A 15,223-nucleotide genomic window follows, 5' to 3' on the forward strand; every position below is an offset into this window, starting at 1 on the left:
CTTAAGAGGCTGAAAATGTCCCAGGCAACAAAAATCACCCTCGCCGACGCCCCAATGCACTGGCAGGACGTCGTCGCCGTCGCCCGCCACGGCGCCGTGCTCGAACTCTCGGGCCACGCCTGGGCGCGTATCGACAATGCCCAGGCCATCGTGCAGCGCATCGTCGCCAGCGGCGAACGCGCCTATGGGGTGAACACCGGCCTGGGCGCGCTGTGCAATGTTTCGCTTGAGGGCGAGCAACTGAGCCAGCTGTCGCGCAACACCTTGCTCAGCCACGCCTGTGGTGTCGGTCCGGCGCTGAGCGACGAGCAGACCCGCGCGATCATCTGCGCCGCCATCATCAACTACTGTCACGGCAAATCCGGCCTGCACCCGCAAGTGGTGCATGCGCTGCTGGCGCTGCTCAACCATGGCATCACGCCGCAGGTGCCGTCCCAGGGTTCGGTCGGTTACCTGACCCACATGGCCCATGTCGGCGTGGCGCTGCTCGGGGTCGGCAACGTCAGCTATCGCGGCCAGGTGGTGACCGCGCAAGCAGCGCTGGCAGCCGAAGGTTTGCAGCCGGTGGTGCTCGGCGCCAAGGATGGGTTGTGCCTGGTCAACGGTACGCCGTGCATGACCGGCCTGAGCTGCCTGGCCCTGGCCGATGCGCATCACTTGCTGGAATGGGCCGACGTGATCGGCGCCATGAGCTTCGAAGCCCAGCGCGGCCAGATCGACGCGTTCGACGAAGCAATCATCGCCCTCAAGCCGCACCCGGGCATGCAGTACGTCGGCCGCCATCTGCGCGCCTTGCTCGACGGCAGTGAAGTGATCGCCAGCAGCCGGGGCATTCGTACCCAGGACGCCTTGAGCCTGCGCTCGATCCCGCAAATCCACGGCGCGGCGCGCGATCAAGTGGAGCACGCGACCCGCCAGATCGAGACCGAACTCAACAGCGCCACGGATAACCCGCTGCTGCTCGGTACGCCGGACAACTACCGCGTGGTGTCCCAGGCCAACCCCCACGGGCAGTCCGTGGCGCTGGCCGCCGACATGCTCGCCATCGCCATGGCCGAAATCGGCTCGGTGGCCGAACGCCGCCTGGACCGCCTGATCAACCCGCACGTCAGCGGCCTGCCGGCATTCCTGGTGAGCAAACCGGGGGTCAACTCCGGAATGATGATCGTGCAGTACGTCGCCGCTTCCTTGTGCGGGCAAAACCGCCAGTTGGCGCAACCGGCGGTGCTCGACAACTTTGTCACCTCGGGCCTGCAGGAAGACCACTTGAGCATGGGCACCAACGCCGCGCTCAAGCTGCATCAGCTACTGGCCAACGTTACCCAGATTCTGGCCATCGAATACCTGCTGGCGGCCCAGGCGTTCGAGTTCCTCAAGGACCAGCGCTTCGGCGCCGGCACCGACCGCGCCTGGCGCTTGCTGCGCGAAGTCGTACCGGCCTACGAAGAGGACCGCTGGCTGGCGCCGGACATCGCGGCGGCCGCCCACCTGCTCAAACACACTGCATTACCGAATGTGCACTGAACACCTATTCAAGAAGAACAATTCACAAGGAGAACGAATGTGACTGCGCTAAACCTGATTCCAGGCCAACTGAGCCTCGCCCAACTGCGGGCCATCTACCAGCAGCCGGTAACCCTCAGCCTGGATGACAGCGCCACGGCGCAGATCGACGCCAGTGTGGCCTGTGTGGAGCAGATTCTCGCCGAGAACCGCACCGCCTATGGCATCAACACCGGTTTCGGCCTGCTGGCCTCGACCCGCATCGCCAGTGAAGACCTGGAAAACCTCCAGCGTTCCCTGGTGCTGTCCCACGCCGCCGGCGTGGGTGAGCCGATCAGCGATGCGCTGGTGCGGCTGGTCATGGTGCTCAAGGTCAACAGCCTGAGCCGTGGGTTTTCCGGGATTCGTCGACAGGTGATCGACGCGCTGATCGCATTGATCAACGCCGAGGTTTACCCGCATATTCCGCTCAAGGGCTCGGTCGGTGCGTCCGGTGACCTGGCGCCTCTGGCCCATATGTCCCTGGTGCTGCTCGGCGAAGGCAAGGCGCGTTACCAGGGCGATTGGCTTTCGGCCACCGACGCATTGAAAATCGCCGGCCTCACGCCGCTGACCCTGGCTGCCAAAGAGGGCCTGGCCCTGCTCAACGGCACTCAGGTGTCCACCGCCTACGCCTTGCGCGGCCTGTTCGAGGGCGAAGACCTGTTCGCCGGCGCGCTGGTCTGTGGCGGCCTGACCGTGGAAGCGGTGCTCGGCTCGCGCTCACCCTTCGACGCGCGCATTCATGCCGCGCGCGGCCAACGTGGGCAGATCGATTCGGCGGCGGCCTATCGTGACCTGCTCGGCGAAAGCAGCCAGGTGTCCCAGTCGCACCAGAACTGCGACAAGGTGCAAGACCCGTATTCCCTGCGTTGCCAGCCACAAGTGATGGGCGCCTGCCTGACCCAGTTCCGCCAGGCTGCCGACGTGTTGGTCGTTGAAGCCAACGCCGTGTCGGATAACCCGCTGGTGTTTGCCGCAGAAGGCGATGTGATTTCCGGCGGTAACTTTCACGCCGAGCCGGTGGCCATGGCCGCTGACAATATGGCCCTGGCCATCGCCGAAATCGGCTCCCTCAGTGAGCGCCGTACCTCGTTGATGATGGACAAGCACATGTCGCAATTGCCGCCGTTCCTGGTGGGCAATGGCGGGGTCAACTCCGGTTTCATGATCGCCCAGGTCACGGCTGCGGCCCTCGCCAGCGAAAACAAGGCGCTGGCCCATCCCCATAGCGTCGACAGCCTGCCGACGTCGGCCAACCAGGAAGACCACGTGTCCATGGCCCCGGCTGCGGGCAAGCGCCTGTGGGAAATGGCCGAAAACACCCGTGGCATTCTGGCTATCGAGTGGCTGGCCGCCTGCCAGGGCCTGGATCTGCGCGACGGCTTGAAAACCTCGCCAGCACTGGAAAAAGCCCGTGGCCTGTTGCGTGACAAAGTGGCGTTCTATGACAAGGACCGTTTCTTCGCCCCGGACATCATCGCCGCCAGCGAACTGCTTGCCAGCCGCTGCCTGAATGAACTGGTGCCGGCCAAGTTGCTGCCGAGCCTGTAACCCACCGATCGTTCCCGCGCTCTGCGTGGGAATGCCGCCCTGGACGCTCTGCGTCCGCTTTTAGAGTGGTGACGCGGAGCGTCACAGGATGCATTCCCACGCAGAGCGTGGGAACGATCTTCTCCTCATAAGAATGTCTCATCGATAACTGAGGGAGGCGTTGATGAAAACCCTTTGGCAACACTGCCACATCGCGACCATGGCTCATGGCAAATACTCGATCATCGAGGACGCCGCCATGGTCACCGCACATTCGCTCATCGAGTGGATCGGCCCGCGCAGCCAAGTGCCGACGGCGGATTACGCCCAGGTCCACGACCTGCAAGGCGCGTGGGTCACCCCCGGGCTGATCGACTGCCACACCCACACGGTGTTTGGCGGTAACCGCAGCGGCGAATTCGAGCAACGCCTTCAGGGCGTGAGTTACGCCGAGATCGCGGCCAAGGGCGGCGGCATCGCCAGCACCGTGCGCGCTACCCGTGCGGCGACGGAAGATGAGTTGTTCGTCAGCGCGGAAAAACGCCTGCGCAGTCTGTTGCGCGACGGCGTGACCACGGTGGAGATCAAGTCCGGCTACGGCCTGGACCTGGCCAACGAACGCAAGATGCTGCGTGTGGCGCGACGCCTTGGGCAAGCGCTGCCGGTGAGCGTGCGCGCCACCTGCCTGGCGGCCCACGCGTTGCCGCCGGAATACAAAGACCGCGCCGATGACTACATCGAGCACATCTGCAACGACATGCTGCCGGCCCTGGCGGCCGAAGGGCTGGTGGACGCGGTGGATGCCTTCTGTGAATACCTGGCGTTTTCCACCGAGCAGGTGGAACGTGTATTCAAGGTGGCCCAGCAACTCGGCCTGCCGGTGAAATTGCACGCCGAGCAATTGTCTTCCCTGCACGGCTCCAGCCTGGCAGCGCGCTATCAGGCGTTGTCGGCGGATCACCTGGAATTCATGACCGAAGAGGATGCCATCGCCATGGCTGCTGCCGGCACGGTCGCCGTGTTGTTGCCGGGCGCGTTCTACTTCCTGCGTGAAACCCAGTTGCCGCCCATGGAGGCTTTGCGCAAGCACGGCGTGAAGATTGCCATTGCCAGCGACCTCAACCCCGGCACCTCACCGGCACTGTCGGTGCGCCTGATGCTGAACATGGCCTGCACCCTGTTCCGCATGACCCCGGAAGAAGCCCTGGCCGGCGCCACACAGCATGCGGCCACCGCGCTGGGCATGGGCGATACCCATGGTTCCCTGGAAGTGGGCAAGGTCGCGGATTTTGTCGCCTGGCAGATCGATCGCCCCGCCGACCTGGCCTATTGGCTGGGTGGCGAACTGGATAAACGCGTCGTACGCCATGGCGTCGACGTCACTGTGTAAGGAGTCGCGTTGTGGATAAAGTTCTGACCTTCAAACAAGGCAACACGCCGCTGCTGATCAGCATGCCTCACGCGGGCCTACGCCTGACGCCTGCAGTGGAAGCCGGGCTGATCCCCGAAGCGCAAAGCCTGCCGGACACCGACTGGCACATCCCCACGCTGTATGACTTTGCCGATGAACTGGGCGCCAGCACCTTGTCGGCCGAGTATTCGCGGTTCGTCATCGACTTGAATCGGCCGTCCGATAACAAGCCGCTCTACGCGGGCGCTACCACCGGCCTGTTCCCGGAGACGCTGTTCGATGGCGTGCCGTTGTTCCGCGACGGACAGACACCCTCCGAGACCGAGCGCGCTACCTATCTGCAAAAAATCTGGGGCCCGTATCACCGCACGCTGCAAGAGGAACTCGCCCGCCTAAAGGCCGAGTTCGGCTACGCGCTGCTGTTCGACGCGCATTCGATCCGCTCGGTGATCCCGCACCTGTTCGACGGCAAATTGCCGGACTTCAACCTCGGCACCTTCAACGGCGCCGCGTGCGATGCGCAACTGGCCCGCCAGCTCGAAGCCATCTGCGCCAATCACCCGCAATACACCCATGTGCTGAACGGGCGCTTCAAGGGCGGCCATATCACCCGCCATTACGGCAACCCGGCGCAGGATATTCATGCCGTGCAGCTGGAGTTGTGCCAGAGCACCTATATGGAAGAGGTCGAGCCGTTCCACTATCGCCCCGACCTGGCCGAGCCGACCCAGGTGGTGCTGAAACAATTGCTGCAAGCTTTGCTGGCATGGGGGCAAACCCGCTATCGATAATGGCTGACACCGGTACAAGCGCTCAAGGGCATGCTCATTGCACAATTCGGGTTTATGATGCCAGACGGCAAAAATAATAGACGTCCCCCCAGGGATGAACCCGACACCCTACGGAGCGCGCAATGCAGACTTGGTACCCGCAGATCAAACCCTATGCCCGGCACGATCTGGCAGTCGATGATGTTCACACCCTGTACGTCGATGAAAGCGGCTCCCCCGAAGGGCTGCCCGTGGTTTTCATCCATGGCGGCCCAGGCTCCGGTTGTGATGCCCAGAGCCGGTGCTACTTCGATCCGAACCTGTACCGCATCGTTACCTTCGACCAACGCGGCTGCGGGCGCTCCACGCCCCGCGCCAGTCTGGAAAACAACACCACCTGGGACCTGGTCGCCGACCTTGAACGCATCCGCGAGCACCTGGGCATCGACAAATGGGTGCTGTTCGGTGGCTCCTGGGGTTCGACGCTGGCCCTGGCCTACGCGCAAACCCATCCCGAGCGCGTGCATGGCCTGATCGTGCGCGGCATTTTCCTCGCGCGCCCACAGGACATCGAATGGTTCTACCAGGCCGGTGCGAGCCGCCTGTTCCCGGACTACTGGCAGGACTACCTCGCGCCGATTCCTGTCGATGAGCGTCACGACATGATCGCGGCCTACCACAAGCGCCTGACCGGCAACGACCAGATCGCCCAGATGCACGCGGCCAAGGCTTGGTCCGGCTGGGAAGGGCGCATGCTCGGCCTGTGCCCGAGCCCGCAGCATGTCGAGCGCTTCTCCGAGCCGCAGCGTGCCTTGTCCATTGCCCGCATCGAATGCCATTACTTCACCAACAACTCGTTCCTGGAGCCCAACCAGCTGATTCGCGACATGCACAAGATCGCCCATCTGCCTGGCGTCATCATCCATGGCCGCTACGATATGATCTGTACGCTGGATAACGCCTGGGAGCTGCATCAGGCCTGGCCGAACAGCGAACTGCAGGTGATCCGCGAAGCGGGCCATGCGGCGTCCGAGCCTGGGATTACCGATGCGCTGGTACGCGCAACCGGCGAAATGGCACGACGCCTGCTTGATTTACCGCCTGAAGAAGCATGAAGGGCCTGTTGCAACGGGTGCGAGGCGCCCGGGTCGAGGTTGCCGGCGAAGTCGTCGGGGCGATTGAGCAGGGTTTGCTGGTGCTGGTGGCCGTCGAACCTTCAGATACCCCCGAGAGCGCCGATAAACTGCTGCATAAGCTGCTTAACTATCGGGTGTTCAGCGACGACGAGGGCAAGATGAACCTGTCGTTGAAGGACATCGGCGGCGGTTTGCTGCTGGTGTCGCAGTTCACGCTGGCGGCGGACACCAAAAGCGGGCTGCGGCCAAGCTTCTCCACAGCGGCCCCGCCGGCCCTGGGAGCGGCGCTGTTTGATCACTTGTTGTTACAAGCGCAACAATTGCATGGCAAGGTGGCGTCAGGGCGTTTTGGCGCGGATATGCAGGTGCATCTGGTCAATGATGGCCCTGTGACCTTCCTCTTACAGACCTGAATGTATGAAAAGCGACGTTAATGCCTAAAAACGCAGGGTTTCGCTACAAATACTTCGTTGTCCCTGATGCGTTGTCTCGCGGGCTACTAGATAATCGCGCGCTACGGGGATCAGCGTTGTTTGGTCCATTTTTGACTTAGGTAGAGACTTGTCCGACAAACCAGTGGGGAATCATTTTGCCCCTGAGGAGTCGGAACAATGCTCGCCAACCTGGCATATAGATAGCTGGCCGTTGGTTTTTTGATCTGTTTTCGGCGAGGGTTGCTCGTGATTGTTAGTCCCTGTAATGCACCAAAATTGTCTGCCAAACGGTTACGAAACGCACTGGTGACGGGCTCTGCCCTGTTTTGCCTGTTCGGCGCGGGTCAACTGTGGGCATTCAGTCTGGACGATGTGTCGGCCAAGGCAAAAGAACTGGCTGGGCAGAAATACGAAGCTCCGCGCAGCAATCTGCCGAACGAATTCCGCGAAATGAAATTCGCTGACTACCAGAAGATTCGTTTCCGCAACGAAAAAGCCGAGTGGGCCGATCAGAACACCCCGTTCAAGCTGTCCTTCTATCACCAGGGTATGCACTTCGATACACCGGTGAAAATCAATGAAGTCACCGCTGACAGCGTCCAGGAAATCAAATACGACCCCAATCGTTTCGATTTCGGCGACGTAAAGTTTGATCCAAAAGCCACCGAACAGTTGGGTTATGCCGGCTTCCGTGTGCTGTTCCCGATCAACAAGGCTGACAAGCAAGACGAAATCATGACCATGCTTGGCGCCAGCTATTTCCGCGTCGTCGGCAAGGATCAGGTGTATGGCCTGTCGGCCCGTGGCATGGCGATCGACACCGCGCTGCCGTCCGGCGAAGAATTCCCGCGTTTCACCGAATTCTGGATCGAGCGTCCGAAGCCGGGCGACAAGCACCTGGTGATCTTCGCCCTGCTGGATTCCCCACGTGCCACGGGCGCCTACCGCCTGATTCTGCGTCCGGGCACCGACACCGTGGTCGACGTCAAATCCCAGATGTACCTGCGCGACAAGGTCAGCAAGCTGGGCGTGGCCCCGTTGACCTCGATGTTCCTGTTCGGCGCCAACCAGCCGTCCAAGGTCCTCAACTACCGTCGCGAGCTGCATGATTCCAGCGGCCTGTCGATCCATGCCGGCAATGGCGAGTGGATCTGGCGCCCGTTGAACAACCCTAAACACCTGTCGGTCAGCAACTTCAGCGTCGAAAACCCGCGTGGGTTCGGCCTGCTGCAACGTGGCCGCAACTTCAGCCATTACGAGGACCTGGACGACAACTACGACAAGCGCCCGAGCGCCTGGATCGAACCTGAAGGCGACTGGGGCAAAGGCAGTGTCGACCTGGTAGAAATTCCGACCGCCGACGAAACCAACGACAATATCGTTGCCTTCTGGAGCCCGGCCGAACTGCCGGAAGTCGGCAAGCCGCTGGACGTGTCCTACCGCCTGCACTGGACGCTGGACGATGCTGCCTTCCATTCGCCTGACAGTGCCTGGGTCAAGCAGACCCTGCGTTCCACCGGTGACGTGAAGCAATCCAACCTGATCCGTCAACCGGACGGCAGCGTGGCTTACCTGGTGGACTTCGAAGGCCCGGCCCTGAAAAAACTGCTGCCGGACGCCCCGGTGCGCAGCCAGGTGAGTGTTGGCGACAACGCCGAGCTGGTTGAAAACAGCGTGCGCTACAACGAGCACACCAAAGGCTGGCGCCTGACCCTGCGCATGAAAATCAAGGACGCGAGCAAGCCGACTGAAATGCGCGCCGCGCTGGTGCAGGAGATCGCACAGGCCGAACCAGAACAGGTGTCGACCCACGTGCTCAAGGCTGACAAGGTCTTGGCCAAGCAACACGAGAAACAGGCCAAGAAAGACGCCAAAGAGGCGAAGGACAAGGACGCCAAGCAGCCAGAAGCTGCCCCGGCGCCTGTCACGCCGGAGCCGGCCAAGACCGAACAAGTCCTGACCGAAACCTGGAGCTACCAGTTGCCCGCCGATGAGTAATTCACAAGTCAAGCCAGAGACTCTGACCGAGTACCTGGCGCATCTGCCCATGACCGCTGAGCAGCGTGCCGAACTGGCGGGCTGCAGCTCCTTCAGCGAATTGCACGAACGCCTGTCGTCCGCAACCTTCGACGCACCTACCGACGCCGCCCAAGCGTCGGTGGGCCGCAGGCTGACCCTCAGCACGGCCGAAGAGCTGCAGGACGCCGAGATGCTGGCGCTCGACGCCAGCGGTCGCGTCTGCCTGAAGGCCACGCCGCCGATCCGTCGAACCAAAGTCGTGCCCGAGCCTTGGCGCACCAATATCCTGGTACGCGGCTGGCGCCGGATGACGGGTCGTACCAACCCGCCCAAGCCGCCGAAAGACGAGCGGGTCCTGCCGGCTGCGCGCTGGCGTACCGTGGGTTCGATCCGTCGCTATATCCTGCTGGTGCTGATGCTTGGCCAGACCATCGTGGCCGGCTGGTACATGAAAGGCATCATGCCGTACCAGGGCTGGTCGCTGGTGGACTTCGACGAAATCCGCAACCAGACCCTTCTGCAAACCGCTACCCAGGTTCTGCCTTACGCACTGCAGACCAGTATCCTGATCATGTTCGGGATTCTGTTCTGCTGGGTCTCGGCCGGTTTCTGGACCGCGTTGATGGGCTTCCTCGAACTGTTGACCGGCCACGATAAGTACCGTATCTCCGGTAAAAGTGCTGGTAATGAGCCGATTCCGAAGGATGCCCGCACCGCGTTGGTCATGCCGATCTGTAACGAAGACGTGCCTCGGGTATTCGCCGGTTTGCGTGCGACGTTCGAATCGGTGGCGGCTACCGGCGATCTGGACCGCTTCGACTTCTTCGTGCTCAGCGACAGTAACGACGCCGATATCTGCATTGCCGAACAGCAAGCCTGGCTCGACGTGTGCCGCGAAGCCGGTGGTTTCGGCAAGATTTTCTATCGCCGCCGTCGCCGTCGCGTCAAGCGCAAGAGCGGTAACCTCGACGACTTCTGCCGTCGCTGGGGCGGGGACTACAAGTACATGGTGGTGCTCGACGCCGACAGCGTGATGAGCGGCGAATGCCTGACCAGCCTGGTACGCCTGATGGAAGCCACGCCGGATGCCGGGATTATCCAGACCGCGCCGCGTGCGTCGGGCATGGACACCCTGTATGCGCGCATGCAGCAGTTCGCCACCCGCGTCTACGGCCCGCTGTTCACCGCCGGCCTGCACTTCTGGCAGCTGGGTGAATCCCATTACTGGGGCCACAACGCAATCATCCGCATGAAGCCGTTCATCGAGCACTGCGCCCTGGCGCCGTTGCCGGGCAAAGGCGCGTTCGCCGGTGCGATTCTCTCCCACGACTTTGTCGAAGCCGCGCTGATGCGCCGTGCCGGCTGGGGCGTGTGGATTGCCTACGACCTGCCGGGCAGCTACGAAGAACTGCCGCCGAACCTGCTCGACGAACTCAAGCGTGACCGTCGCTGGTGCCACGGTAACTTGATGAACTTCCGCCTGTTCCTGGTCAAAGGCATGCACCCGGTGCACCGTGCGGTGTTCCTGACTGGCGTGATGTCCTACCTGTCGGCGCCGTTGTGGTTCTTCTTCCTGGTGCTGTCCACCGCGTTGCTGGCGGTGAACACCCTGATGGAGCCGCAGTACTTCATGGCGCCACGCCAGTTGTACCCGCTGTGGCCACAATGGCACCCGGACAAGGCGGTGGCGCTGTTCTCCACCACTATCGTGCTGCTGTTCCTGCCTAAATTGCTCAGCATCATCCTGATCTGGGCCAAGGGCGCGAAAGAGTTCGGCGGCAAGTTCAAGGTGACCCTGTCGATGCTGCTGGAGATGCTGTTCTCCATGCTGCTGGCGCCGGTGCGCATGATCTTCCACACCCGTTTCGTACTGGCCGCGTTCCTCGGCTGGGCTGCGACCTGGAACTCGCCGCAACGCGACGACGACTCCACGCCTTGGAGCGAAGCGGTCAAGCGCCACGGTCCGCAGACTGTGCTGGGCTTCTTGTGGGCACTGCTGGTGGTGTGGCTGAACCCGAGCTTCTTGTGGTGGCTGATCCCCATCGTCGGTTCGCTGATGCTGTCGATCCCGGTGTCGGTGATTTCCAGTCGGGTCAAGCTGGGCCTCAAGTCTCGCGACGAGAGCCTGTTCCTGATCCCCGAGGAATACAATCCACCGCAGGCGTTGCTGTCGACCGAGAAGTACACCCACGAAAACCGTTGGCACGCGCTTAACGACGGGTTCGTACGTTCGGTGGTCGACCCACAGCAGAACGCCCTGGCCTGCGCCCTGGCGACTTCACGTCACCGCGAGGCGGAGCCGATCGAGTACCTGCGTGGGGAGCGTGTTCGCCACGCGTTGAAAGTCGGCCCGGCCGGCCTCAACAACGGCGAACGCCTGGCCTTGCTCAGCGATCCGGTGGCCCTGGCCCGCTTGCATGAACAGGTGTGGAGCGAAGGCCATGCCGAGTGGCTGGACGCCTGGCGTGCTTCGATCAAGGCTGACCCGCACGCGCCATTGCTACCCCTGCAACCGCAGTCGTCCCAGGCTCTACCGGCCTGATTCAGACGCCCCCGAGGGCTCACCTCGGGGGAGTTCCAAGTGCTTGTCCTACAGCGTTTACCGCCCCTTCCTTTGTTTGCTAACCCCTTGTTATTTCGAAACAAAACACCTTCGTTCGAAGCGTATTGCCGTGCCTGTGGCTGGGGTAGCATCGCCCCCAATTTGACTCGCCACGGGGGCACACATGTTCAAAAGGTATGGTTCGGCACTGCTGATGGGTGTTGTCGCATTGATTCACACAGGCTTGCTCAACGCCGGGGCAATTGACGACGCCGTTCGCCGTGGAGTGCTGAAAGTCGGCACCACGCCGACTTACGTACCGTTCGAAATGACGGACAGGCAGGGGCGCATCGTCGGCTTCGAGATCGATTTGCTCCACGCCATGAGTCGCGCGCTGGGGGTTGAACTCGAACTGGTCACGGTGCCCTATACGGAGTTGCTGTCGGGGCTGATCACGAAGAAGTTCGACTTGATCGGCAGCGGTATGACGGTCACCCAGGAGCGCAACCTCAAGCTCAATTTCAGTGATTCTTTTATCGTGGTGGGCCAGACCGTCCTGCTGCATCCGCGCCTGGCCGGCACGGTGTCGAGCATCGAAGACCTGGACGAGGCGAGCTATCGGATCGCGGTCACCGAAGGCACCACCGGCGAGGCGGCGGCGCAGCGCTTCCTGGGGGCGGCCCGGCTGATGAGTTTCGTAACGCCGGAGGAGGGTGTGCGCGAGGTGGTGGAGGGCAGGGCCGACGCTTTTATTTATGATGCGCCCTACAACCTGATCGCGATGGCCCGGCCCGAGAACAGCGCATTACTGACGCTGGAGCAGCCGTTTACCTTTGAGCCTCTGGCGTTCGGCCTGAAAAAAGGTGATTACGACAGCCTCAACTGGATCAATCATTTTCTCAACCAAGTGGCCCAGGACGGGACCTACGATCAATTGCATGACAAGTGGTTCAAGGACACTGCCTGGATCGCGGAAATTGACTTGTCGTCATAACTGCTTACACATCAACCCATTAGTGAACCCAGGCGTTGACCGGCCCAGGCCTGCGGTCATGCGCGGCGCCGTAGGGTTCCTCTTACACAAGCCGATAACATTTAGCCGTGAAACCTTTGTGACGGGCAACGAGTGGGTTAGGATCGCACCCCGAAATGGCGCAGCCCTTTTGTGCGCCCCACTTTATAAGAACCGTTCAGGGGACTTGATGATGAAAAAGTATCTTTCGATGCTGATGCTCGGCGTCACCGCGCTGGTGGCGGCCACTGCGGCCCAGGCCGGCGCCATCGATGATGCGGTCAAGCGCGGCACGCTGAAAGTCGGCATGGACCCGACCTACATGCCGTTCGAAATGACCGACAAACGCGGTGACATCATCGGTTTCGAAGTGGACATCCTCAAGGCCCTCGCCAAGTCCATGGGCGTCAAGCTGGAACTGGTGTCTACCGGTTACGACGGTATCATCCCGGCCTTCCTGACCGGCAAGTTCGACATGATCGGCAGCGGCATGACCCTGACCCAGGAACGCAATCTGCGCCTGAACTTCAGCGAACCGTTCATCGTGGTCGGCCAGACCCTGCTGATTCGCAAGGACCTGGAAGGCACCATCAAGTCTTACAAAGACCTGAACGACGAAAAGTACCGCCTGACCTCCAAGCTTGGCACCACCGGTGAAATGGTTGCCAAAAAGCTGATCGCCAAAGCCAAGTACCACGGCTACGACAACGAGCAGGAAGGCGTGCTCGACGTGGTCAATGGCAAGGCTGACGCGTTTGTCTACGACGCCCCGTACAACGTGGTGGCCGAGAAGAAGGTCGGTAATGGCAAGCTGGTGTTCCTTGACGAACCCTTCACCTTCGAACCCCTGGCGTTCGGCCTGAAGAAAGGCGACTACGACAGCGTCAACTTCATCAACAACTTCCTGCACCAGATCAAGCACGACGGCACCTACGATCGCATCCATGACAAGTGGTTCAAGAGCTCCGAGTGGCTCAAGGACATGGAATAAGGCTGATTGATCGTTCCCACGCTCCGCGTGGGAACGCAGCCCGTGACGCTCAGCGTCACAAAGCAGACGCAGAGCGTCCATTGAGGCGTTCCCACGCGGAGCGTGGGAACGAGCTCTAATCCCGGAATCTGAAATGAAACAGAAAAAAGCCCAATGGCCCTGGCACCTGCTGACGGTGCTCGTACTGGTCGGCCTGGCTGGTGCCTTGTACTACGCCACCTCGCTGATGTCCTACGAATGGCGCTGGAACCGCGTGCCGCAGTACTTCGCCTATCAGGCTGAGGAAGCGCAGCGTGCGGCGGATATTTCGACGGTCATTGAACTGGTACGCAAAGGCGACGTGGCCGAGGTTACCCTGCGCAATGAGGCCGGCACCGAACAAACGCTGACGGTCGCCGACAATAGCCTGCAGGTGGCGCGCGGCGATGATGTGGCTGAAGGTGACGTCATCGGTGTCAACCGTCATTGGGCGTTGGGGCCGCTGATGTGGGGCCTGTGGACCACACTGTGGTTGTCGGTGGTGTCCGGCGTCCTGGGCCTGGCGATTGGCCTGGCCACCGGTTTGTGCCGCCTTTCCAGCAACCCGACCTTGCGCGACCTGTCGACGCTCTACGTCGAACTGGTGCGTGGTACGCCGCTGCTGGTGCAGATCTTCATTTTCTATTTCTTTATCGGCACGGTGCTCAACCTGTCACGGGAGTTTGCCGGGATCGCCGCACTGTCGCTGTTCACCGGCGCCTATGTGGCGGAAATCGTGCGTGCCGGTGTGCAGTCGATCACCCGTGGCCAGAACGAGGCCGCGCGCTCCCTGGGCTTGAGCGCCAGCCAGTCGATGCGCCATGTAGTGTTGCCTCAGGCGTTCAAACGCGTGCTGCCACCGTTGGCCGGGCAATTCATCAGCCTGGTGAAAGATACCTCGCTGGTCTCGGTGATCGCGATCACCGAGTTGCTCAAGAGTGGACGCGAAGTGATCACCACCTCGTTTTCGCCGTTTGAAATTCTGTTCTGTGTGGCAGGCCTGTACCTGCTGATCAACCTGCCGCTGTCGAAAATGGCCAGCCGGCTTGAGCGGAGGCTCGCGCAAAGTGATTGAAGTCCGCGATCTGGTAAAAGTCTTCGACACCCGTGGTCATGTGGTGCGTGCGGTGGACCATGTCACCACCCAGGTGGCAAAGGGCGAAGTGCTGGTGGTGATCGGTCCGTCCGGCTCCGGCAAGTCCACCTTCCTGCGCTGCCTCAATGGGCTGGAGGAATTCGACTCAGGTTCGGTCAGCATTGACGGTTTGCAGCTGGCCGACCCGAAGACCGATGTGAATGCCTATCGCCGTGAAGTCGGCATGGTGTTCCAGCATTTCAACCTGTTCCCCCACATGACCGTGCTGGAAAACCTGTGCCTGGCGCAAAAGGTCGTGCGCAAACGCGGCAAGCAAGAGCGTGAGGCCAAGGCCCTGGCACTCCTGGAAAAGGTGGGTATTGCGCAGAAAGCCAATGAGTTCCCGTCACGCCTTTCCGGCGGCCAGCAACAGCGGGTCGCCATCGCCCGGGCGTTGGCGATGGAGCCCAAGGTGATGCTGTTCGACGAACCCACCTCGGCGTTGGACCCGGAAATGGTCGGTGAAGTGTTGGATGTCATGAAGACCCTGGCACTGGAAGGCATGACCATGGTGTGCGTTACCCACGAGATGGGCTTTGCCCGCGAGGTGGCGGACCGGGTGTTGTTTTTCGATCACGGTAAATTGCTGGAAGACGCGGCGCCGGCCGAATTCTTCGCGGCGCCGAAGGACCCGCGGGCCCAGGCTTTCCTGCGCCAGGTCTTATAGGTTCGGGCGCCTA

Annotated in this window: 11 protein-coding genes and 1 pseudogene; all 12 read left to right on the plus strand. The window is 61.6% G+C overall.

The features are described from left to right. Window positions 1–15 precede the first annotated feature (15 nt). The 12 genes and pseudogenes from hutH (C4J88_RS01845) to C4J88_RS01905 all read left to right on the plus strand — a co-directional run bounded on the left by hutH (C4J88_RS01845) (window position 16) and on the right by C4J88_RS01905 (window position 15,210). Window positions 16–1,524 (plus strand): histidine ammonia-lyase, encoded by a 1,509-nt coding sequence (gene hutH, locus C4J88_RS01845; protein ID WP_124406062.1) that lies wholly within the window; start codon window positions 16–18, stop codon window positions 1,522–1,524. A gap of 39 nt (window positions 1,525–1,563) precedes the next feature. Further along, the gene (gene hutH, locus C4J88_RS01850) at window positions 1,564–3,096 is read left to right on the plus strand and encodes a histidine ammonia-lyase (RefSeq protein WP_124406063.1); all 1,533 of its coding nucleotides are present in this window, start codon (window positions 1,564–1,566) and stop codon (window positions 3,094–3,096) included. A gap of 163 nt (window positions 3,097–3,259) precedes the next feature. Next, entirely contained in the window at window positions 3,260–4,465 is a 1,206-nt protein-coding gene (hutI, locus tag C4J88_RS01860) for an imidazolonepropionase (protein ID WP_124406064.1), read from the plus strand. 11 nt (window positions 4,466–4,476) lie between these two features. Further along, entirely contained in the window at window positions 4,477–5,277 is an 801-nt protein-coding gene (gene hutG / locus C4J88_RS01865; RefSeq protein WP_124406065.1) for an N-formylglutamate deformylase, read from the plus strand. Between the two features lie 122 nt (window positions 5,278–5,399). After that, window positions 5,400–6,371, plus strand: coding sequence for a prolyl aminopeptidase (gene pip / locus C4J88_RS01870; protein ID WP_124369282.1), 972 nt, complete (start codon window positions 5,400–5,402; stop codon window positions 6,369–6,371). Next, on the plus strand, window positions 6,368–6,805 hold the full coding sequence (dtd, locus tag C4J88_RS01875) for a D-aminoacyl-tRNA deacylase (RefSeq protein ID WP_124360888.1): 438 nt from the start codon (window positions 6,368–6,370) through the stop codon (window positions 6,803–6,805). Before pip ends, dtd begins: the two co-directional genes overlap by 4 nt. A gap of 267 nt (window positions 6,806–7,072) precedes the next feature. Next, on the plus strand, window positions 7,073–8,824 hold the full coding sequence (locus C4J88_RS01880) for a glucan biosynthesis protein G (protein WP_065950185.1): 1,752 nt from the start codon (window positions 7,073–7,075) through the stop codon (window positions 8,822–8,824). Then, window positions 8,817–11,389 (plus strand): annotated as a pseudogene (gene mdoH, locus C4J88_RS01885) (glucans biosynthesis glucosyltransferase MdoH); the annotation flags it as partial. The gene C4J88_RS01880 and the pseudogene mdoH, both read left to right, overlap by 8 nt. Before the next feature lie 182 nt (window positions 11,390–11,571). Further along, on the plus strand, window positions 11,572–12,381 hold the full coding sequence (locus tag C4J88_RS01890; RefSeq protein WP_124406066.1) for a transporter substrate-binding domain-containing protein: 810 nt from the start codon (window positions 11,572–11,574) through the stop codon (window positions 12,379–12,381). Window positions 12,382–12,592: 211 nt separating this feature from the next. Next, window positions 12,593–13,390 (plus strand): transporter substrate-binding domain-containing protein, encoded by a 798-nt coding sequence (locus C4J88_RS01895; RefSeq protein WP_124360892.1) that lies wholly within the window; start codon window positions 12,593–12,595, stop codon window positions 13,388–13,390. A gap of 133 nt (window positions 13,391–13,523) precedes the next feature. Then, complete coding sequence (locus C4J88_RS01900; RefSeq protein WP_124406067.1) at window positions 13,524–14,483, plus strand: amino acid ABC transporter permease; 960 nt, start codon at window positions 13,524–13,526, stop codon at window positions 14,481–14,483. Continuing rightward, window positions 14,476–15,210 carry an amino acid ABC transporter ATP-binding protein gene (locus C4J88_RS01905; protein ID WP_124360894.1) on the plus strand — a complete coding sequence of 245 codons (735 nt, stop codon included), beginning with the start codon at window positions 14,476–14,478 and terminating at the stop codon, window positions 15,208–15,210. Before C4J88_RS01900 ends, C4J88_RS01905 begins: the two co-directional genes overlap by 8 nt. The last annotated feature ends 13 nt before the right edge of the window (window positions 15,211–15,223 follow it).

Origin of the sequence: Pseudomonas sp. R4-39-08 (assembly GCF_003852275.1) — a bacterium.
GTDB lineage: Bacteria > Pseudomonadota > Gammaproteobacteria > Pseudomonadales > Pseudomonadaceae > Aquipseudomonas.

What these genes read in the sequence shown, in the direction of transcription:
- hutH (WP_124406062.1), top strand. Translation starts at nt 16, where the DNA reads ATGTCCCAGGCAACAAAAATCACCCTCGCCGACGCCCCAATGCACTGG.
- hutI (WP_124406064.1), top strand. Translation starts at nt 3,260, where the DNA reads ATGAAAACCCTTTGGCAACACTGCCACATCGCGACCATGGCTCATGGC.
- pip (WP_124369282.1), top strand. Translation starts at nt 5,400, where the DNA reads ATGCAGACTTGGTACCCGCAGATCAAACCCTATGCCCGGCACGATCTG.
- dtd (WP_124360888.1), top strand. Translation starts at nt 6,368, where the DNA reads ATGAAGGGCCTGTTGCAACGGGTGCGAGGCGCCCGGGTCGAGGTTGCC.
- C4J88_RS01890 (WP_124406066.1), top strand. Translation starts at nt 11,572, where the DNA reads ATGTTCAAAAGGTATGGTTCGGCACTGCTGATGGGTGTTGTCGCATTG.
- C4J88_RS01895 (WP_124360892.1), top strand. Translation starts at nt 12,593, where the DNA reads ATGAAAAAGTATCTTTCGATGCTGATGCTCGGCGTCACCGCGCTGGTG.
- C4J88_RS01900 (WP_124406067.1), top strand. Translation starts at nt 13,524, where the DNA reads ATGAAACAGAAAAAAGCCCAATGGCCCTGGCACCTGCTGACGGTGCTC.